A 21931-nucleotide genomic window follows, 5' to 3' on the forward strand; every position below is an offset into this window, starting at 1 on the left:
TTTTTTAAATTTTGGGATTAATCTTTGTCGTTTTTTTCGTTTACTTCATTTTCTTTTTTTTCTCCCTTTTCTCCTTTTTCTGAAGATTTCTCTTTGGCTTCCTCAATTCTTGTTTCTGCAGAATCTTTTTCCTTAGGTGTAACCTCAACTTTTTCAGTTGATTCAGTGGTAACTTGATTTTCTGTTGATTTTCCTTCGGTTTTTTTACAAGAAGTAAAACTTAAGGTTCCTAAAAGTAGTGCGATTGTTAAAATTTGCGCTTTCATCATTTAATTGATTTTTAAGATTATTTATACGACAAAGGTAATCCTGGTCGTCTTTTACCTTTCTAAGTGGAATCTTAAAATCAACTAAAGTTTTTTAGGAAATGAACTGTAAATAGAATGTTGTGCCTTGATTTTTGACACTTTTTACGGAAATGGAAATGTTTTGAACTTCACACAATCTTTTTACGATAGAAAGACCAATTCCATTTCCAGGTATTTGAGAATTTCTGGAATCGTCTACTCTATAAAAACGATTGAACAATAAAGGTAATTTATCGGTTTCAATTCCAATTCCTTCGTCTGAAACGGACAGTATTTTTTCTAATGAATTCCAGGCAATATTTACAGAACCATTTATTTTATTGTATTTAATGGCATTAGAAATCAGGTTGTCTATTATTAATTCAAACAAAATTGGATCTGCTAAAACTGAAATTTCTTCAGGAATGGTATTTTTGAGGTGTATGCTGTTTTCACCGGCACAAGTTTCGTGATTGAGAACGCTTTTTGCAACAATATTACGTAACACAATTTGTTCATAGTTTGCTTTTAAAACACTTGATTCCAACCGGGCCAACTGTAATAATTGATCGTGTAATTGTGATAATCTATTGGTTTGACGCAATACTTCTTGCATTTTCGCTTCATATTGTTCGGCAGTTCGGGGTTTTCTTAAAAGCACTTCTATAATTCCTTTAATTGCCGTCAAAGGTGTTTGCATTTAGTGAGAAGCATCTGATGTAAATTGCTTTTGTTGGTAAAAACTATTTTCTAATCTGGTTAACAAGTGATTTATAGTAGTCGCTAATTGGTGTATTTCATCTTGATTTTCCGGTAATGGCAATCGAGAATTAATGTTGGTATAATTAATTTGTGAAGCAGAATGAATTAATTGATGAATGGGTGCAATGGCTTTGGAAGCCACAAAAGACATAATAAAATAGAGCATCAATAAAATAATAATATAAGTACTGATTAAAATGATCATCAAATTATGCAAAACATTATAGGATTCTTGTTGCGAAATTCCAATGGTAAGTTGACCAATTATTTTATGATGATCATTAAAAACAGGAAATTGTCCTTGTCTGATTTTTTGTTTATTGATGGTCGAGTTATAAAAAACCACCGTTGTGTTTTTTGGATTAAAAAGAAAGTGATCGTCTTGTAAATTAACCGATTTGAAGACGCTATTTCCGTTTACATCTACTATCTGAATAAATGTTGGATTTACTTCTATTTGCTTGTGTTCTGCTTCTTGCCATTCGGGCATTTTATTTACTATGATTTGGTGATCATCCCAATCTAAATTGGCAAAAACTTCATTTTTCTCAGTTGTTATGTCATCATCTAAATGTTTATAAGAAGTATAATAGACCACACTATAAATAGCTATAAATGCGACTGCTGTTAAGGAAGCTATCGCAAATAAATTATAAAAAGCAATTCTTTTTTTAAAACTAAATTTCATTCTTAGTCATTAATGATGTATCCAACTCCTCTGATGGTTTTTATAATTGATTCTTCGTTTTCCGTATCTAATTTTTTACGCAAAGTGTTGATAAAAACATCAATCACTGCGGTGTCTTTATCAAAATGAATGTCCCATATTTTTTCCATAATTCTGGAACGGCGACAAACTTTACCTTTATTGCGAAGTAATAATTCTAATAATCCGAATTCTTTTTGAGTTAATATAATTTGTTTCCCATTTTTAATTACTTGATGCGCATCAATATCCATTTGAATGGTACCAACTTTAAATAGTGATTGCTCACCAGTTTTATTTCGCATTAAAACTCTAATCCGCGCTAACAATTCTTCAAAAGCAAAAGGTTTTTTTAGATAATCATTTGCACCAGTTTCTAATCCGAAAATGGTATCATCTACTGTATCTTTTGCGGTTAAAAAAATAATCGGCACTTGTTGGTTTACTTTTCTTACGTTTCTACAAATTTCTATTCCACTCACACCCGGAAGCATCCAATCGAGTAACATCACATCGTATTCATCTGCAAAATCTAAAGCCAATTCTAAACCTTTTCTTCCATTATCAGCAACATCTACAGCAAAACCTTCTTCCTCAAGTCCTTCTTTTAAAAAACCAGATATAGCCGATTCGTCTTCTACAATTAAAATTCTCATTGCTAATTATTTTTTAAAGTTTTAATCTATTTTTCACTAAAATCTGGTAATGCTAATTCTACACCCGCTCCGTGCTGGTAAACCAATTGTCCACCTAAATAAGCCGTGCGGGAAACACCACCAATTACAGAAGCAAATAATACAACACTTGCTATTTTAATCCATTTGTTTAAAAACTTAAACCAATTAGCGACAATGTATAAAATTGAGGTAATTATTGCAAGCCAAAGCGTTATTACTGCAGCACTTTCGTGTAATTCAATTGCTTTTCCTAAAGTTCCGCCTTCCATACCTTCGCCAGCAGCATCACCAGACAAATAAGATGCAATTGTACCAAAAGTACCTAAAATCAAGAGGTAAAATGCTGTTTTATTGAAAAATGTTTTTTTTACAACAAATCCAGTTACTTCGCTAAGAAATCCGATCATAAGCAATGCTATCGGAAAATGTATAACCATTGCGTGTAAATGTGTGGCACTAATCATAATGTAAATATTTTTTACAAAGATTAAAAATCAGTATTTAGATTGGATTAATTAAATCTAAAGATTGCCTAAAATAATTTTTAAAAGTAAAACATAGTAATTCTAACTTGTAACATCAAACTCAATTAATTCTTTGTCTGTATAGTTAATAGTAAAAAAAAATCAACCATGCTTTTAAAATAATTTGTATTATTATAAATTTCAGTGCTTTAAAAAACAAAAAAATCGCAGTAAAATTTACCGCGATTTCCTATTTATTTAAGATTGAGATTAATAACTCATTTCAACAATTTCTTTAACATTGTCTGGCGTCAAGTTTTTATGTTCGCCAATTCCCGTCATTTTTCTTTCGATAAAAGTATCTTTAATTTTATCAGAAATACCTTCGTAATCTTTGGTGTAATCTGAAAGTTTAATATCAATTTCTAAACTTTTGAAAAATTCTTCCATTTTTTGAATGGCTTTTTCCGCTCTTTCATCAATTGAACCTTCAGTAATTCCCCAAACTCTTTCGCCATATTGCGCCAATTTTTCTTTTTTGGTTTCAAAATTAAAACGGTAGTGCGAAGGTGCAATTACGGCCAAAGTTCTAGCGTGATCAATTCCAAAATTGGCCGTTAATTCGTGACCAATCGCGTGAACTGCCCAATCTGTCGGCACACCTTTTTGGATCAAACCATTTAAAGCCATCGTGCAACACCACATAAAATTTCCTGCGGTATCGTAATTATAATCTTCATTAAGAAGCGGCTGCGACACTTCCTGCAAAGTTTGTAAAATACTTTCAGCAATCCTGTCCTGCAAAGTTGCCAAAGTCGGGTAGGTCATGTATTGTTCCAAAACGTGCATGTAAGCGTCCATCACGCCATTTGCCAATTGTTTTTTTGGAATACTTTTAATAACTTCCGGATCAAGAATTGAAAATTTTGGAAATAAACCTGGTCCTCCAGATGCTAGTTTTTCTTTTGTTTCTCTTCTTGAAACTACAAATCCAGAATTCATTTCTGAGCCGGTTGCAGGTAAAGTCAAAACACTTGCAAATTCTAATGCTTCGCCTTCTAAAACTCTCACAGGTTTTGTTAAAATATCCCAAGGTTCGCCTTCGTATTTTGCTGCGGCTGCAAGAAATTTTGTTCCGTCAATTACGGATCCACCGCCAACTGCTAAAAGAAAATCTATGTTTTTTTCTTTAATGATTTTTAAAGCATCCATCAAAGTTTCATATTCCGGATTAGCGGGAATTCCGCCAAATTCTTCAACACTAAAATCTTTTAAAGCAGATTTTACCTGATCATAAATACCATTTTTTTTAATACTTCCACCGCCGTAAAGCATTAAAATTTTAGCGTCTTTTGGAAGTTCTTCTGTGATTTTTTCTATCGTATTTTTACCGAAAATAATTTTTGTCGGATTTTTAAATTCAAAGTTTAACATATATTTTATTTAATGATGCAAATTTACGGATTGCCATTTTAAAATGCTGATAAATGAATGATAGATAAATGAGATAAAGAGAAGAAACACTTTAAAATCAACAGATTTTACGGAGATAAGTTTAACTCGTTTTATACTTTCTTAACATCTGAAAACTTCCTTTAAACCTAAAAATTCCGTACTTTTGTAAGATTGCAGATTTCTAAAATTCTGTGGTTTTAAAAGTAAAAATTTAAATGAGCGACAGCAAAGAATATATAGAAGTTTACGGAGCCCGTGAACACAATTTAAAAAACATTGACGTTAAAATTCCGAGAAATGAACTGGTCGTCATTACCGGACTTTCCGGAAGTGGAAAATCTTCCCTGGCTTTTGACACTATTTTCGCCGAAGGACAAAGGCGTTATATCGAAACTTTTTCGGCTTATGCGAGACAGTTTTTGGGCGGTTTAGAACGTCCCGATGTTGATAAAATTGACGGACTTTCCCCAGTAATTGCAATTGAGCAAAAAACAACGAATAAAAATCCACGTTCTACGGTTGGAACGGTGACGGAACTTTACGATTATCTACGTTTGCTTTTCGCGCGCGTTTCAGATGCTTATTCTCAAACTTCTGGCAGAAAACTCGTGAGTTATACGGAAGAGCAAATCCTTGAAACCATTAAAGAAAATTACCAAGACCAAAAAGTGCTTTTGCTTGCGCCGGTCGTACGTTCCAGAAAAGGACATTACCATGAACTTTTTGTGCAATATGCGAAGAAGGGTTACGGTCAAGCAAGAATTGACGGCGAATTACAAGATATTGAGTACGATTTAAAACTCGACCGTTACAAAACCCACGATATTGATATTGTGATCGACCGCTGGATCATCGGCGAAATGGCTTCAGAACTAAGAATGGAAAAATCTCTGAAAACCGCGATGCAAATGGGTGATGGTTTAATCGGAATTCAAAATCATGAAACTGGGGAATTGCAGTATTTTTCCCGAAATTTAATGGATGACGATACGGGAAATTCTTTGGCATTGCCCGAACCGAACACGTTCTCATTTAATTCCCCAAAAGGAAGTTGCCCAAATTGCAAAGGTCTGGGAATGGTAAAAAGAATTAACACTGATCATTTTGTAGAAAATCCGAAACTTTCCATTAACCAAGGCGCATTGTTGCCGTTGGAAGATATTAAATCCAATAAATGGATTTTGGGTCAAATTAAAAATATTCTTGAAATTTTTGGTCAGGATTTATCAACGCCGTTCAATAAAATTGATGAAGAAGCCTTTGATTATATTTACAATGGCTGTCATAAAGAAATTAGTAAAGATTTAAAACACGCCGGAATTACCAAAAAAATTAAAGTAAATTTTGACGGATTAATTCCCATTTTGGAAGAAATGGTGGAAAACAAGGAAAGTTATGACGCTGTTTTAATTGAGCGTCATTTTACCACCGAAGAAATTTGTCCTGTTTGCCACGGAACTCGATTGATGGCTTCCAGTTTAAGTTTTAAAATTGACGGCCAAAATATTGCAGAAATTAATGCGTTACCGCTCTCAGAATTAATGGACTGGCTTATTCAAATTGAACCAAAATTTAGCAAAAATAAAAAAATAATCGCCCACGAAATTTTAAAGGAAATCCGCACAAGATTGCAATTTCTTTTAGATGTTGGATTAGAATATTTAAGTTTAAGCCGAAGTTCACGAACGCTTTCTGGTGGGGAATCTCAAAGGATTCGTTTGGCGACACAAATTGGTTCGCAACTCGTGAATGTGCTTTATATTTTGGATGAACCTTCAATTGGTTTGCACCAAAGAGACAATGAAAGATTGATTGCTTCATTAAAAAATCTTCGTGATATCGGTAATTCCGTGATTGTTGTGGAGCATGATAAAGATATGATCTTGGAAGCGGATGAAGTTTTGGATATTGGTCCAAGAGCGGGAAAATTCGGTGGCGAAATTCTTTGGCAGGGAAAACCAGCAGATTTATTAAAAGCCGACACGATCACGGCAGATTATATAAATGGAAAAAGAAAAATTCCAATTCCAGAAGTCAGAAGAGAAGGCAACGGAAAATCAATTGTTTTAAAAGGCGCGACAGGAAATAATTTAAAAAATGTCAATCTCGAAATTCCCTTAGGAAAATTGGTTGTCGTAACCGGAATTTCCGGCAGTGGAAAATCCTCCTTAATTAATGGAACGCTTTATCCGATTCTTAATCAGCACATTTACAGAGCAGTAAAAGAACCTTTGCCTTATAAAAAAATTGAAGGAATCGATAATATCGACAAAATTGTGGATGTTGATCAAAGTCCGATTGGTAGAACGCCGCGTTCAAATCCCGCGACTTATACCGGAATGTTTACCGATATTAGAAATCTTTTTGCAGAATTACCGGAAAGTAAAATCCGTGGTTACAAACCGGGAAGATTTTCTTTTAACGTAAAAGGCGGACGCTGCGAAACTTGTCAAGGCGGCGGTTTGAAAGTCATTGAAATGAATTTTTTACCCGATGTTTATGTTCATTGCGAAACCTGTCATGGCAAAAGATTTAACCGAGAAACACTTGAAGTTCGTTACAAAGGAAAATCCATTTCCGATGTTTTGGAAATGACGATTGATGAAGCCGTGGATTTTTTCCAGCCAATTCCTAAAATTTTCATTAAAGTGAAGACTTTACAAGATGTTGGTTTGGGTTATATCACTCTTGGTCAACAATCTACGACACTTTCTGGTGGCGAAGCGCAGCGTATCAAACTCGCCACAGAATTATCTAAAAGAAATACTGGAAATACGCTTTATATTTTAGATGAACCCACGACAGGACTACATTTCGAGGACGTTCGGGTTTTAATGGAAGCCATCAATCAACTGGTAGAACTAGGGAATTCTTTTGTTATTATTGAGCATAATTTAGATGTTATAAAACTCGCAGATCACATTATCGATGTCGGTCCAGAAGGTGGAAAAAATGGTGGCGAAATTATCGCAAAAGGAACACCGGAACAGGTTGCAAAATCGAAAAGATCTTTGACAGCGCCGTTTTTGAGGAAAGAATTGGAAGTTTAAATTTTATTTAAGATAAATATTTAAAAGTTTTAAATTAATTTACAGAAAATTGAAAAAATATTGTAAAAATCAATTTAAATTTGAAGCCAAGTTTGAAGTTTAAATTAAACTAAATGATATGGTCGAAATTATCTTAAAAACAAAGCCAATTCAGCGGGCGATAATTAGTTTAATAATTGCATTAATAGTGGGATTTTCCGCTCATATTATAGGTACAAAAATTCTATTTTCACTCACGTTTTCATGGGTTGCTTTTGCCATCATTTTTTTGATTCTAAACTGGGTTATTGTCTTCAAAAGAAAATTGGAAGGAATTCGAAAAAAAAGCGCGTGAAGATGATGGAAGCGCTAGTTTTGTTTTTTTTATCATCCTGATTTCTTCCGTCTCAAGTATGTTTGCGGTTTTGATGCTAATAATTTCTAAAGATGACGCCGTCCGTGAAACTTCTTATTATCTTCCTACTGTAATTTCAGCGATGATATTGGCGTGGGCAACTGTTCATACACAATTTTTGTTTCATTATGCACATGAATATTATGATAAGGATGAGAAATGGAACAAAAAGCAGGCAGAAGGTTTGAATTTCCCCGGTGACGAATATCCCGATTATCTGGATTTTGCATATTATTCGTTTTGTATCGGTTGCACATTTCAGGTTTCAGATGTTGAAACAACCAGCAAAAGACTTAGAAATATAACGCTCATCCACAGTTTGATTTCATTTTTTATGAATACTTTTGTGGTGGCTTTAACGATTAATATGATTGCGGGATTAAGCAACTAATTTAATTTAAAAAATATATTTATTTTGAACTACGAGATCCGAGAAATGCAACCCGAAGATGGGGAAGTGGTACTTAAAATTTTCCAAGAAGGTATCGATTCTGAAAATGCGACTTTTGATAAAGAACCACCGACCTGGGAAGTTTGGGACACCAAACATTTTAATCTTTGCCGCTGGATTTTGGAAGATGAAAACAACGAAATAGTTGGTTGGGCAGCAATTCAACCGGTTAGTAACCGAGATTGTTTTCGTGGCGTGGCGGAAGTCAGTATTTATTTGACGTCAAAAGCGCAGGGAAAAGGTCTTGGCCAAATGTTGTTGCAAAAACTAATTTTAGACAGCGAAGAAAAAGAGTTCTGGACTTTGCAATCCGGGATTTTTCCTGAAAACGAAGCGAGTATTGCAGTTCACCATAAGTTCGGATTTGTCACCGTTGGAAGACGTGAAAAAATCGGGCAAATGAATGGGAAATGGCGGGATATAATTCTTTTGGAACGCCGCTCAAAAACCGTTGGGATTTAATTCATATATTTTTTTTCTCGCAGATTAATCAGATTCCGCAGATTTGTTTTATTGAAATTCTTTGCTAAATGAAATCACAGATTCGACGAAGTCAAATGCCTCTGCGAACTTTAAATTGAAATAGTTACTATAAAAAATCTTTGCGAACTCTGCGTTGAAGACTTTTCATTACTACAATAATGCTAATTTTTAAATAAATTTCTTGAAAAAACTCACCAAATTTTTACTCAATAAAATTCCACGACCAATTCTCATTAACATGAGCATTTTGGCGCGACCACTCATTATTTTATTTTTTAAGGGAAAAAACTTCACAGATCCAATTGATGGAAATTCTTACCGAAAATTCATGCCTTACGGATACGGAAAACAAAGGGAAAATGCACTTTCACCAGGCACTTTAAGCTTAGAAAGACACCGTCAAATGTGGCTATATCTAAAAAATGAAACCGATTTTTTTACGAAAAATTATAAGGTTTTACACATGGCGCCGGAACAGTCTTTTTTCAAAAGATTTCGGAAAATGAAAAATCTGGATTATTTAACAGCCGATTTATTCTCACCAATCGTAGATGTAAAAGCTGATATTTTAGATCTTCCTTTTGAAAATGAAAGTTTTGATGTTGTTTTTTGCAATCACGTTTTGGAACATATTGAAGACGATAGAAAAGCAATGTCTGAACTTTTTCGTGTGCTGAAACCCGGCGGTTGGGGAATTATCCAAGTTCCGATGAAAAATTCTTTAGAAAAAACTTACGAAGATTTTACGATAAAAGATCCAAAAGAACGACAAAAACATTTCGGACAATACGATCACGTTCGCTGGTATGGAATGGACTATTTTCAACGTTTGGAATGTGTCGGCTTTAAAGTAGATATCAATTATTATTCTAAAAAATTCTCTGCAGAAGATCGCAAACGCTTTGCTTTAATGGAAAATGAGATTTTGCCGGTTGTTTATAAATCCTAAGAATCTGAGAGATTTTCAAGCGCTTTCAGCATATCGATTCCTTTTCTCAAAACCGGTTTAAATAAATCGCCGTTTTTATTAATTCGTTCCAACGAATTCTCGATATTGAAATCGGTAGGTTTCAAACCAACTTTTAATTCTTCCCATTTTAAAGGCATAGAAACTGGCGCAAACTCTTTCGGACGAATGCTGTAAACGCTTGCTAATGTTTGTCCGCTACGGTTTTGAAGATAATCTAAATAGATTTTTTTATCACTTCTGGTTTTTAAAGCGCGTTCTAAAGTCGTCAGTTTTGGCAACTTTTTTTCCACTTTTTGCATTAAAATATGCGCGAAATTTTTCACCTGATCAAAAAAATATTGATTTTCCATCGGAACAAAAATGTGAATGCCAGAACTGCCGGAAGTTTTCGGAAAACCTTTGATTTTTGCTAAATCTAAAACCTCTTTCACTGCAAGCGCGGTTTCAATCACTTCATCGAAAGTATTTTTATCCGAAGGATCAAGATCGATGGCCATCCAGGTGGGGTTTTCTAAATTTTTAGTTGTAGAATTCCACGGATTTAGATCTATGCAACCTAAATTATTTAAGTAAGCCAGACTTTCTTTTGAGTTACAGATCAAATAATTAATGTCTTTATCATTAGAATCAGAATGAATTGCAACTTTCTCAATCCAATTTGGCGCATCATTTCCTGCGTCTTTTTGGTAGAAACTCAAACCTTTTATTCCATTCGGAAAACGGTTTAAAGATTGCGGACGATCTTTCAAATGCGGTAGAATATATTCCGAAACCGACTGGTAATATTCTACGACATCGCCCTTTGTAAAGCTACTTTCCGGAAAATAAATCTTTTCCTGATTAGTCAGTTTTAGATTTACGATCTCAATCTTACTTTTTTTCGAGATTGATTTTTTAATTCCTTTTTTAGGTTCGCTCTTTTGATATTCTAATTTTTCATCGTCCCGAAGATCTTCCACAGCCTTATCTTCACGCAAACCGATAAAAACAGGATGTCTAAAAACACCATCTTTGGTAATTTCGGTAAATTTTATTTCACAAATCAATTCCGGTTTAAGCCAGGTTGCAGGCGCATTAGTTTTTGGAACTTGTTCAAAAGGGCATTTTTTACTGATTAAAGGTTCAAAAACATTTGCTAAACTTTCTAAAGTTTCATCTGAAAAACCAGTTCCCGTATGTCCGCAATAAACCAATTTTTCATTTTCGTATTTACCTAAAATCAAAGCACCAAAAGATTTTCTCGAACCTTTTCCTTCTGTAAAACCGCAGATAATAACATCTTCAGTTTGCTGGAATTTAATTTTTAACCAATCATCAGAACGACTTCCTTCTACGTACTTACTATCGGCCTTTTTAGCGATCATTCCTTCAAGTTCCATAGATTTTATTTGCTCAAAAAAATCTTTGCCTTTTTCCGGAACATGATCGCAATATTTCACGACTTCATTTTCCACCAAAGCGTCTTTCAATAATTCTTTACGTTCCAGTAAAGTCAAACTTTCTGTGGAATGACCATTTAGCCAAAGCAAATCGAAAACCTGGTAAGTCAAAGCCATATTTGGATTTTCACCAATTTGCTGCAGTTTTTGAAAATCAGGTTTTCCTTCCGAATTAAACGCAACTATTTCACCATCCAGAATCATTTTATGATTTTGAGTTTCTAAAGCGTCAGAAACTTTGTGGAATTTTTCTTTGAAAGATAAACCATTACGAGAATAGAGTAGTGAAGCACTTTCCCGCAAATCAGCAATTGCGCGATAACCGTCCCATTTTATTTCAAAAACCCAGTCTTTTTTATCAAATGCCGCTTCCGCAGTTTTTGCGAGCATTGGTTTTATAAAATCTGTAAGTTTTTTTTCATTCGATAAAGCCGGCGTGTAATTTTTAAAACTTGATTTTACTCCAGGTTTATTGTCTGATTTTTTTTCCAAAACCTCAGAAACTTTAGAATTTTCGGAGATATGATTTTCTGCGTCATAATCAGTTTCTGCAAACTCATCTTTGTGTTTTATCAAAAGCCACGCATTGTCATCTTTCGGATTTTTAATTTTCACCAACGCAAATTCACCTTTCAATTTTTCCCCGTGAAGAATAAATTTTAAAGAACCTTTGTGAAGTTCATTTCTTAAAATTAAATCATCAGTTTTTCCCTCTTTTTTTTGTAAAGCTTCGTAAGTACCAGAATCCCAAATTTCTACCTCGCCCGCGCCGTAATTTCCTTTCGGAATTGAACCTTCAAAATCTTTATAAGAATAAGGATGATCTTCCACTTTCATCGCTAAGCGTTTATCAGCAGGATTTAATGAAGGACCTTTTGGAATGGCCCAACTTTTCAGAACGCCGTCCATTTCTAAACGAAAATCATAATGCAAACGCGAAGCAGCGTGTCTTTGGATCACAAAAATTAATTTGTTTTCACTGCTTTCTATCTTACCTTTTGGTTCAGAAGTTTCCTTAAAATCACGTTTTTTTTGATAATCTTCAAGGCTCATTTTACGAGGCTTTTTTTACTTTTTTCGGTTGTTCTAAACTCGCTTTCAACTGCGCCATCAAATCAACCACTTTGCCGGAATCTTCTTTTACTTCAACTCTTTTTACGGTTTTTCCTTTCGCTTTTTGCTTGATTATTTTCAATAATTTTTCAGCGTAAGTATCTTTAAATTCTTCCGGTTTAAAAACGTCAGACAATTGCTCAATTAAAGAAATTGCCATTTTTAATTCGGCGGGTTTTGGGTCTTTTTTCGTTGGTAATTTTAATTCAGAAACATCACGAATTTCCTGTGGAAATCGCAATTTGTTCATTACCAAAACGTCATCATTATAAGGACGAACCAATGCCAGCGCTTCTTTATCACGCATTACAAAGGTTCCGACGCCAACCATTCCTGTTTTTTTCAATGCTTTTATTAGTAATCTGTACGGATTTTCCCCATTTTTTTGCGGTTCTAAAAAGTAAGGTTTCTCGAAATACACAGAATCAATTTCTTCCTCTTTTACAAATTGCTCGATCGAAAAAATCTTGTTTTTTTCCGGACTTGCCGCTTCAAAATCCGACTTATCCAAAACCACATAATGATCATCAACCATGTAGCCTTTCACAATTTCGCTGTATTTCACTTCCTTCCCGGATTTCTCATTCACGCGCTTAAACTTGATATTAGAAAGATCATGAGAATCCAGCATGTCAAGATCCAGATTGCTGTCGTCCGTTGCAGAATAAATTTTTATGGGGATATTTACCAGGCCAAATCCGATGGCACCGTTCCAGATTGCTTTCATATTTTAGGTTTTAGTGTTTTGTGTTTTGTGTTTTGTATTTTTTGGGCAGACATTTGACTTTGTCGAATGCTTACTTTTAATTTTTTTATGGCAGCATTTCCGTCTTCCGTTCCCAATCTTTTTTTCAAATGCAAAAAAAGGATTTCCACTCAAGCCGGGCTGCAATTGCTTCATAAAAATAAGAGATTTTTTTGTAATAAAAGACGAAATTAGTTTCTTATTAGAAAATTAACTTCAAAACAAACGAAACTCTGCGTGAGGGATAGAAAGGGTGCGACCGAAGGAAGCAGTCTTTTGTGAAAAAAATTCATTTTTTTTCACAAAAGACCGGAACGAAGTGTAGCCCTGCATAGCCCGACCCGAGCCAAAAATAATAGAGTAGTGATGCGAAAATTTTCCGGCGAGGGGCACGCCCAAAACATTATGGTAAAAGAAGAATAAAATCATTAAATTTGCAGAACCATGCGGAAAATTTTCCGTTAAAATTTTAAAAACAAAACATGCATAAAGCAGGATTCGTCAATATTGTAGGAAAACCAAACGCGGGAAAATCTACCTTATTAAACCAATTAATGGGCGAAAAATTAGCGATCGTCACGCAAAAAGCACAAACAACCAGACATAGAATTTTTGGAATATATAATGAGGAAGACCTTCAAATTGTGTTTTCTGACACGCCTGGCGTTTTAGAACCAAAGTATGAACTTCAGGAGAAAATGATGGATTTTGTGAAAGATTCTTTGCAGGATGCGGACGTTTTTTTATTCATAGTTGATATAAAAGACCGCGACAAACCATCTGAATATCTGATTGAAAAATTGAATAAAATCCCGGTTCCAGTGTTGCTTTTACTGAATAAAGTGGATGAAACAACGCAGGAAAAAATGGAAGAAGCGGTGGCTTTTTGGCACAAACAAATTCCAAAAGCCGAAATTTTGCCGATTTCTGCATTGAAGGCTTACAACACGGATTATATTTTACCGAAATTAAAAGAACTTTTACCGGAAAATCCGCCATATTACGGGAAAGATCAGATCACAGACAAGCCGGAACGTTTTTTTGTAAATGAGACCATTCGCGAGAAAATCTTATTAAATTATGAAAAAGAAATTCCATATTCTGTGGAAGTTGTGACGGAACAATTTGTTGAGAAAGATACTGCAATTGTTATTGACGCCGTTATATATGTGGAAAGAGATAGTCAAAAAGGTATTATTATTGGCCATAAAGGCGAGATGATAAAAAAAGTGGGAACACAGGCAAGAGTTGATTTAGAGAAGTTTTTCGGCAAGAAAATCCATTTAAGTTTGTTCGTAAAAGTAAGAAAAGACTGGCGGAAAAATGAGCGCGATCTGAAAGGATTTGGTTATAGATAAGAATTTTCAATATTAATTTTTACGATAATATTTGAGGCAATTTGGAGGTTTAAAAGAAATTATTTAATTTTATTACATAATAATCAATATGAATTTAAATTCTGTTTCCTTTAATAAGAATGCATTAGCAATAGTTTTGGTCTTAGTAAGGATTTTTGTAGGCTTTGCAATGTTGACACATGGATACCCAAAACTTCAAAAACTATTATCAGGTGAAGAAATTCAATTTTACAATTTCTTAGGACTAGGTTCAAAATTCACACTTATACTAACTGTTTTTGCGGAAGTAATCTGTTCACTTTTTTTGATTTTAGGATTATTTACCAGAACATTCGCGATACCGTTGGTAATTACGATGGCTGTCGCAGCTTTCATAACACATGCTTCTGATGCTTTTGCCGAGAAAGAGATGGCAATGCTTTACCTTTCAATATATATTGTCATTCTTGTATGTGGCGGCGGACGGTATTCAATAGATGCCTTGGTTAGCAATAAAAAGAATTTTTAAAATTATATAAAATCATATCGGATCGAAAGGCTTTAATATATTCTATTTAACATAATATAAATTATAGGCATTTTTATAGGATTGAGATATTTTGTGTTTTTGCGGTATTACGGCTTTACCGCATATTTTTTGTAAAATGGCGGAAAACTATCAATTCCTGAACGTTCCTTATTTAAAACCAAAATTCCAATAGCATTTACTGATGTTGGTGCTCCGGCATTTATCAAATCTTCAACACCTCGATAAGAGCCCTGAAAATTTAAACCAAAAATATTTAAATTCGATGTGATTTGCAAATTTGAACCACGCGCTGAATTTGCTGAAGTAATTTTAAAATTTGTCCCCGGCAAAGGATCGAGAAATCTGCATCCGATGATATTCATGGTTCCACCAGTATGTGTAATTATATTTCCATCAGCAGGTGCACCACGTAAACCACGACCGAGGCCTGAATACCAAATGTTTTTTAAAGTAATATTATCCCCGGCATAGTGTATTGAGTTGTGGTTATAGATCATTCCTATCCCTTCAAGACGCACACCATCAACGCTTAAAGTCTCATTTGACCCGGTCCTTAAAATATATGTATTACAGTTTTGTGCACCGCGGCCAATAACAACACCACCAACATTATTGAAATAAAAAGCATTTCGAACCTGATTAGCCTGACAATCTATAAAAGTATGGGAGAGATTGTTTCCAAATGTTCCATTTCCTATTTTAAAGGCATTATTATAAAGCGTTTTATCTGCATCGTTAATATTACCAGCGATTGTAATATTGATTAATTCTGTTTCATCGTTCTGATTTGAGCCATCCAAAAAAACACCCGTGTCAAATTTTGTTTCACCATGAATGTGTATATTTTCAAATTTATTTTTGGTACTTGACCGCAAACTGCCGGCCGGAGGATTTGAAATACCATCGCCCCACACGGATCTAATTACATTTTTTACGCGTCCTGTTTCACCAACAACCTCAAAGTTTCCTAAATAACCATAGGCAACACCATTAAATAAAATCATGTCATTAATGTTAACACCATTCCGTAATCTTAAAGTTGTTGAAGTTCCTGCACCAGTCAATTTAAAACCTTTAACACTTTTAATCTCAATTGTTTTATCAATATCATAAATCGCAGCTGGCATATAAACTTCAGCGATCTGTATTGCCTGGGTTCCAAAATAATGTATTGAGGCTTTAATAGCTTTGTTTATAGCATCAGAATTATTACCATACCAGAGAACATTAATTCTGTTATCAGGAGTAACTCTTTTATAGTAAGTACTCCCCTTTTTTGAAAAGAATATTCCATCAACGTCCGAATCCTTAACTGGCATACCTACGGCATTTATGGTGGTAACAGTATAATTTACGTTTTCTTTACTTTTATCGTCGTAGAACTGTACAACCTGAGCGGAAGATAAAAATGTAATTAATATATGGAAAATAGAAATAAATTTTTTCATCCTTTTATTTTTTAGCTTATCTACAAATCAATAATATTACTTTGTCAGAGCAGATTTAATTTTATGACTATTTTAGTGGGAAATTGAATAATATTATTGTCCGAAGATAATAAATTATTAACCGAATTATCTTAATTATCTTTTTTTAGAAATAGTGCCTGTTAGAAGTATTAAATATATTAATAGTCAAAATATCTTTCTAATTTAACAATCGATATCTACATAAAATTTAAATACCAAAAATAAATCTTTTTATAATTGCATAAAAAATATTATTTTAAGAAAATATTAGATTTATAATTTTTAGAATAAGCTTCTATGAGAAATTTTATTCAAAACATTTTTTGCCCATTTAATTTGCAATTATTATCTGCTTTTTGTACTTTTAAATGTTTTTAAACTTATTATCTATGAAATATTTATGCTGCCCAATTTTATTAATCTTTGTTATTTCGTGTTCGAAAAAAGAAACCACTGAAAATAAAAAGCTGACGATACCGGATTCTGCAATTTCTTCCGGTGAATCTGCGTTTAGAGTGGAGAAAATTCCAGAGAATTGTTATTTAATGGTTACTGGTAAAGATTCTGCCGCAATACATTTGGTAGATAATTTAGGAACTGTCAGCGGCGAAATGGTTGTTAAAAACAGTGAAAAAGATTCTTCATCAGGCGAACTGGCAGGTTTTATAAGTGGAGATACCTTAAAATTAGATTATACTTTTCAAAGTGAAGGCGTTACATCAGAAAATGACATCTATTTTTTACAAAAAGAAAATGAGTTAATACAGGGTTTGGGGGATTATAAAAATACTAAATCTTTAAAATTTGACACTTCAAATAATTTTAAAAAATCAGACTGTAATCTGATAAGTAAAATTTTGAAATAAACAAATATGATCAAAAAAGTTGATGACTCGAAAAATAAATTAAGTCTTTCAGAATTGATTGATACCACAGGTTTTGTGGAACATGTTTCTGTTGACTGCATTATTTTTGGCTTTAATAAAAATGAACTAAAAGTATTGCTTCTAAAATACCACGAACTGGAAAGATGGTCTGTGCCCGGTGGATTTGTTTTTAAAAATGAAAGTCTGGATGATGCAGCAGCACGCACTTTATATGAAAGAACTCATCTTGAAAATTTATTTTTACAGCAGTTTTATACCTTTGGTGATGTTGAAAGGACGGATCAAAATAATCCACATCGCGAGCTGCTTAAAAGCAGGAATATAAGTGTTGACGCAAATCACTGGATCTATCAGCGTTTTATTTCTACTGCCTATTTTGCACTTATTGATTTTACGATATCTCACACATTTCCAGATACTTTCAACGAGACCTGCGCCTGGTTTTCCGTTGACGAATTACCAAAAATGGCTTTCGATCACGACGTTGTAATCAAAAAAGGTCTTGATTTTTTACGTAAAAATTTAGATTATAATATTGTAGGAAGCAATCTTTTGCCGGAAAAATTCACGATGAAAGAATTGCAAACCTTATATGAAACTATTTTAGATGAAAAATTTCGAAGAAATAATTTTCAGCGTAAAATATTGAGCCTTAATATCTTACAACGTTTAGAAAAACTTTATACAGGTTCTGCTAACAAAGCACCGTATCTCTATAAATTTTTAAATAAATAATACCTTTAAAATTTCCTCAAAATTTTTAAAAATCTTACTTTAGACAAAATTTAAAGTATGTCTTACTACCATCTTTCCTCAATTCCCGACTATTTCGGAATGGATCAGTTATTAACTGAAGAACATAAATTGATCCGTCAATCTGTGAGAGATTGGGTTGAAAATTTTGTGATGCCAAAGATTGATGAAGCTGCACAAAATCATACAGATTTACCTAATCTAATGAAAGAATTGGGCGCAATTGGCGCTTTAGGACCCTATATTCCGGAAGAATATGGCGGTTCGGGTTTAGATCAAATTTCTTACGGAATCATTATGCAGGAACTTGAACGCGGTGATTCTGCTGTTCGTTCTGCCGCATCTGTACAATCTTCTTTGGTAATGTTTCCTATTAATGAATTTGGAAGTGAAGAACAAAAAAAGAAATTTTTGCCCAAATTGGCAATTGGCGAATTGATAGGTTCATTTGGTCTTACTGAACCAAATCACGGTTCAGATCCAAGTTCGATGGAAAGTCATTTCACAGATGAAGGCGATCATTATTTACTAAATGGTGCGAAAATGTGGATCACAAATGCACCGGTTTGTGACATCGCAGTTATTTGGGCAAAAGATGAAAGCGGAAAAGTACGCGGATTAATTGTTGAACGTGCTTTTGAAGGATTTACAACACCAGAAACACATAATAAATGGAGTCTTCGTGCAAGTAAAACAGGAGAATTGGTTTTTTCAAATGTTAAAGTGCCGAAAGAAAATTTATTACCAAATGTTTCAGGTCTGAAAGGACCTTTATCTTGTTTAAATTCTGCGCGGTACGGCATTTCCTGGGGCGTAATTGGTGCTGCAATTGACTGTTACTGCACCGCTTTGCAATATGCGAAGGAAAGAAAACAATTCGGAAAAGCAATTGCAGGATTTCAACTTCAACAGAAAAAATTGGCTGAATTTGTAACAGAAATTACAAAATCACAATTACTTTGCTGGCAATTGGGGAATCTTAAAAATGATCATAAAGCAACGCCTGCACAAATTTCTATGGCTAAAAGAAATAACGTAAAAATGGCAATTGATATCGCAAGAGAATCCAGACAAATTCTCGGCGGAATGGGTATCATGGGAGAATTTCCGATGATGCGACACGCTGCAAATCTAGAATCTGTAATCACTTATGAAGGAACGCACGACGTTCATTTATTGATCACCGGAATGGACATTACGGGTTTAAACGCTTTTAATTAGAAAAAGAAACAGGAATATTTTCTGTAAAAGTCAATTCCGGATTTAAAATTTCCAGTATTAAATTTTTAATACTTTTTAAAGGCATTTCCAGATTTTTTAAATTTAAAGAAGTTTCTTCGTAAATTTCTAAACTTTGAACGCCTTTTCCGGTTTCCGCAAAACTCCAAATTCCGCATTCCAATTGATTTTCCGGGAAAATTTTTGCTGATAATACTGCAAAAGCATACAAGCTGAGTTGTAATGGTTGCATCATTGTTTTATTACTTAGAAGCATTTCAATCTTTTCTTCTTTTGGTTTTAAAAAAATATTGGTTGCTTTTTTTGTCTTATAGTCAATAATTCTTAAAACGCCGTCTAATCTGTCAACACGGTCAATAAAACCGTAGATATTAATATTTTCCACGTCTGAAACTGAAAGTTTTATGTTTTCTATTTTTAATTCTAAAGCTAATATTTCAAGCTGATGTCCATTTTTAATTAAATTTAGATCATATCTTAAAATATCGGTCACTACTCTACTTGCGATCGATTTATGAATAAAATTCATTCCCTTCAGATAAAAATCTTTTTCATGATTTAAAATTACAATTGCATGATTTAAAGCTTCATCCACTATTGTAATTAAATCTTCTAAATATTTGTCATTTAATACTTTACCTAAAATTTTTTCGTATAAGTACTGAAGTGAATAATGGACTAAATTACCAAAATTTCTTTGCGAAAGTTCTTCTTCCACTTCGTCTTCAGAATAAGTATTTAAAATTTTAGACAGATAAAAATCAATCGGATTATAAAGATAACTACTCAAATGTGAGGCAGAAACCCGATTTTTCCAAAGTTTTAATTTCTCCAAAACTTCCGGCGTTTTCTCAATGACCATCACATCTTGATTAACCGGTTCGATAGTATTTTCTACAACCAAATTTTCTATTTTATGACCACTTTCAATTTCCAGTTGTGTAATAAATCTGCTCTTTTCTCCTGTATTTACGCCTGAACTTAAAGCATTATAGAGCAGATAAACATTTTTTGAATCCTGTAATAAGCGGTAAAAATGATACGCATAAATGCCATCATTCTCTAAAAAAGTATGGAGATCAAATTCCCGGCGAACATCAAAAGGCAAATAGGTATTTTGAGAATTTCCTAGCGGTAATTTTCCTTCATTAACAGATAATAAAATGATGTTTTCAAAGTTTAAAAGCCGAGTTTCTAAAAGTCCCATAACCTGTAAACCTTGCAGAGGTTCACCTTGAAAATCAATACTTTCTGTATTAACGAGTTGATTAATTAAAACTTCTAAACTTTCAACATCCATCTCAAAATTGTAATCCTGAAGCTGATTTTTTAAAGTCTTAAAAGAAGTTTCAAAATGAGAAATATTTTCAAAAACAATATCGTCTAAATCTAAAAATTTTAGTTGAAAACAGTAATTTATAAGTTGTTTTAAAAAGTCTTTTGCCGACTTTTTTTGAAATAAATTAAAATATGACAAACTGGAAAGTTCATTTTCCAACATCTTTTTAGAGATGTAAATAATATTTCTTTCCTGTAATAATTTTTGAAAATTTTGAATGATTAAAAAATCATTTTCAGCTTTTGGTAGTTCGTCTAAGATAGGCAAAACATCTTTGTAATAATAAGATGAGCTTTGTTTGTGAAGTTGTTTTTGAAGATGAAATAATTTCTTCATCGCGTTAGAAAATTCAAGATTTTTTAAAGGAAATCCCATCGTAATATTAATGCGGTTTATCGTGATTAACGCATCTAAAGTGGGCGGAAGTAAATTTTCGTCAAGTAAAACAATGGCAGTTTTGCTGAAATCAAACTGCTCTATATTACCATTTGAAAGTTCATTAAAAATTTCAGGCAGCAACTTTGTCTGTGAAATATTACCAGAAACTTCAAAAATTTTGATGTTTTTTTCTTGCTTAAAATCATTTTCAATCCAGTTAAATTCCCGACTGTCATTGAATTCTGGCCACGTTTTATGTTCGCGTAGAAACTTTCCTGATTCCTGACGAAAATCTTTCATGTAATAATCGTCTGCTTGAAAATAACAAATTCCTTTATCCCATTTCAGAAGTTCTTTAACTAATTTTTTTTCAGTTGGCGTGAATGCGTTAAAACCGCAAAACACGAATTTAGTTTCAGTTTCACTTACGAAATCTTCGATCTTATTTCGCACCATTTCGTGCAACATTCCGCCTGTTGCATAATTTTTTTCCTGTAATTTTAATTTTAAAAGTGGAAGGAAATTCCGCTGTTTTCGCCAAAAATTTAAAAATTTATTCCTTGGATTATCTTCGTCAGGATTCAGATTTTCCGACCAGTTTTTAATGCGTTCTTCGTCAAACATAAAATCTAAGACCGCAATATCAGAATCTGAAAATTTGAGCATATCGTCCCAATCTTTTAAAACTGTGGGAAACCATTTTAAGAATGTTCCAAAATCTTCTTCATGTTGCGTTTTGTAAACTTCAAAAGCGAAAAGCCAAAGCGCAATTCCTTTGATATGTTGGGTTTCGCCGATATCTTTTAAAAGTTCTTCAATGGTGAAAAATCGTGGTAAAAATCCACTGTAATTTTTTTCTGCCAAAATTCTTTTAATAAAGACAACCGGTCTTTTTCCCGGTAAAACAAGATTAAAGTTGGAAAGATCTTCACTTTTTTCAAGTAAATCGTCGATTATTTTATTTAAGAATTTCATTGAAAAAA

The 21931-nt window shown here is 33.4% G+C and carries 19 protein-coding genes; 9 read left to right on the plus strand and 10 right to left on the minus strand.

Annotated elements, in window-relative coordinates:
- Window positions 1-17 precede the first annotated feature (17 nt).
- The 6 genes from BM238_RS03185 to BM238_RS03210 form a co-directional block, all read right to left on the minus strand.
- Window positions 18-269, minus strand: coding sequence for a hypothetical protein (locus BM238_RS03185; protein WP_143093342.1), 252 nt, complete (start codon window positions 267-269; stop codon window positions 18-20).
- A gap of 91 nt (window positions 270-360) precedes the next feature.
- Window positions 361-987 carry a sensor histidine kinase gene (locus tag BM238_RS03190; RefSeq protein ID WP_090078726.1) on the minus strand — a complete coding sequence of 209 codons (627 nt, stop codon included), beginning with the start codon at window positions 985-987 and terminating at the stop codon, window positions 361-363.
- Window positions 988-1737, minus strand: a complete 750-nt coding sequence (locus BM238_RS03195) for a HAMP domain-containing protein (RefSeq protein WP_090078727.1) — start codon at window positions 1735-1737, stop codon at window positions 988-990. It lies immediately after the preceding gene.
- Window positions 1738-1739: 2 nt separating this feature from the next.
- Window positions 1740-2411 carry a response regulator transcription factor gene (locus BM238_RS03200; RefSeq protein ID WP_090078728.1) on the minus strand — a complete coding sequence of 224 codons (672 nt, stop codon included), beginning with the start codon at window positions 2409-2411 and terminating at the stop codon, window positions 1740-1742.
- Between the two features lie 26 nt (window positions 2412-2437).
- Complete coding sequence (locus BM238_RS03205; RefSeq protein WP_090078729.1) at window positions 2438-2896, minus strand: DUF2231 domain-containing protein; 459 nt, start codon at window positions 2894-2896, stop codon at window positions 2438-2440.
- A 270-nt stretch (window positions 2897-3166) separates the two neighbouring features.
- Entirely contained in the window at window positions 3167-4330 is a 1164-nt protein-coding gene (locus tag BM238_RS03210; RefSeq protein WP_090078730.1) for an iron-containing alcohol dehydrogenase, read from the minus strand.
- Between the two features lie 236 nt (window positions 4331-4566).
- On the opposite strand from BM238_RS03210, the gene uvrA reads away from it, so the two are divergent.
- The 4 genes from uvrA to BM238_RS03235 all read left to right on the plus strand — a co-directional run bounded on the left by uvrA (window position 4567) and on the right by BM238_RS03235 (window position 9678).
- The gene (gene uvrA, locus BM238_RS03215) at window positions 4567-7401 is read left to right on the plus strand and encodes an excinuclease ABC subunit UvrA (protein ID WP_090078731.1); all 2835 of its coding nucleotides are present in this window, start codon (window positions 4567-4569) and stop codon (window positions 7399-7401) included.
- A gap of 287 nt (window positions 7402-7688) precedes the next feature.
- On the plus strand, window positions 7689-8186 hold the full coding sequence (locus tag BM238_RS03225; RefSeq protein WP_090078733.1) for a DUF1345 domain-containing protein: 498 nt from the start codon (window positions 7689-7691) through the stop codon (window positions 8184-8186).
- Window positions 8187-8210: 24 nt separating this feature from the next.
- Window positions 8211-8708 carry a GNAT family N-acetyltransferase gene (locus BM238_RS03230; protein WP_394333970.1) on the plus strand — a complete coding sequence of 166 codons (498 nt, stop codon included), beginning with the start codon at window positions 8211-8213 and terminating at the stop codon, window positions 8706-8708.
- A gap of 202 nt (window positions 8709-8910) precedes the next feature.
- Window positions 8911-9678: a class I SAM-dependent methyltransferase gene (locus tag BM238_RS03235; protein ID WP_090078735.1), complete on the plus strand. Its 768-nt coding sequence runs from the start codon at window positions 8911-8913 to the stop codon at window positions 9676-9678.
- Here the strand turns inward: BM238_RS03235 and ligD are convergent.
- Together ligD and ku are read right to left on the minus strand one after the other, a co-directional pair.
- Window positions 9675-12191, minus strand: coding sequence for a DNA ligase D (gene ligD / locus BM238_RS03240; RefSeq protein ID WP_090078736.1), 2517 nt, complete (start codon window positions 12189-12191; stop codon window positions 9675-9677). The genes BM238_RS03235 and ligD overlap by 4 nt on opposite strands.
- A 1-nt stretch (window position 12192) precedes the next feature.
- Window positions 12193-12978 (minus strand): non-homologous end joining protein Ku, encoded by a 786-nt coding sequence (gene ku / locus BM238_RS03245; protein WP_090078737.1) that lies wholly within the window; start codon window positions 12976-12978, stop codon window positions 12193-12195.
- A gap of 500 nt (window positions 12979-13478) precedes the next feature.
- Between ku and era the strand changes: the two genes are divergently transcribed.
- Both era and BM238_RS03255 read left to right on the plus strand, forming a co-directional pair.
- Window positions 13479-14354, plus strand: coding sequence for a GTPase Era (era, locus tag BM238_RS03250; RefSeq protein ID WP_090078738.1), 876 nt, complete (start codon window positions 13479-13481; stop codon window positions 14352-14354).
- Window positions 14355-14442: 88 nt separating this feature from the next.
- The gene (locus BM238_RS03255) at window positions 14443-14862 is read left to right on the plus strand and encodes a DoxX family protein (protein WP_090078739.1); all 420 of its coding nucleotides are present in this window, start codon (window positions 14443-14445) and stop codon (window positions 14860-14862) included.
- Window positions 14863-14969: 107 nt separating this feature from the next.
- Here the strand turns inward: BM238_RS03255 and BM238_RS03260 are convergent, their stop codons facing one another.
- Window positions 14970-16331, minus strand: coding sequence for a hypothetical protein (locus BM238_RS03260; RefSeq protein ID WP_090078740.1), 1362 nt, complete (start codon window positions 16329-16331; stop codon window positions 14970-14972).
- 410 nt (window positions 16332-16741) lie between these two features.
- Here BM238_RS03260 and BM238_RS03265 point away from each other — a divergent pair, with 410 nt between their 5' ends.
- From BM238_RS03265 to BM238_RS03275, 3 genes are read left to right on the plus strand one after another with little or no spacing between them, the layout of a single operon-like run.
- On the plus strand, window positions 16742-17218 hold the full coding sequence (locus BM238_RS03265) for a hypothetical protein (RefSeq protein ID WP_143093343.1): 477 nt from the start codon (window positions 16742-16744) through the stop codon (window positions 17216-17218).
- 6 nt (window positions 17219-17224) lie between these two features.
- A complete protein-coding gene (locus BM238_RS03270) occupies window positions 17225-17974 on the plus strand; it encodes an NUDIX hydrolase (protein ID WP_090078742.1) in 750 nt (249 codons plus the stop codon).
- Between the two features lie 57 nt (window positions 17975-18031).
- Window positions 18032-19213 carry an acyl-CoA dehydrogenase family protein gene (locus tag BM238_RS03275; protein WP_090078743.1) on the plus strand — a complete coding sequence of 394 codons (1182 nt, stop codon included), beginning with the start codon at window positions 18032-18034 and terminating at the stop codon, window positions 19211-19213.
- Here BM238_RS03275 and BM238_RS03280 read toward each other — a convergent pair.
- Entirely contained in the window at window positions 19206-21923 is a 2718-nt protein-coding gene (locus BM238_RS03280; protein WP_090078744.1) for a PD-(D/E)XK nuclease family protein, read from the minus strand. The two genes, BM238_RS03275 and BM238_RS03280, sit on opposite strands and share 8 nt — an antisense overlap.
- Between the last annotated feature and the right edge of the window lie 8 nt (window positions 21924-21931).

This window comes from Halpernia frigidisoli, assembly GCF_900113805.1.
Lineage (GTDB): Bacteria > Bacteroidota > Bacteroidia > Flavobacteriales > Weeksellaceae > Halpernia > Halpernia frigidisoli.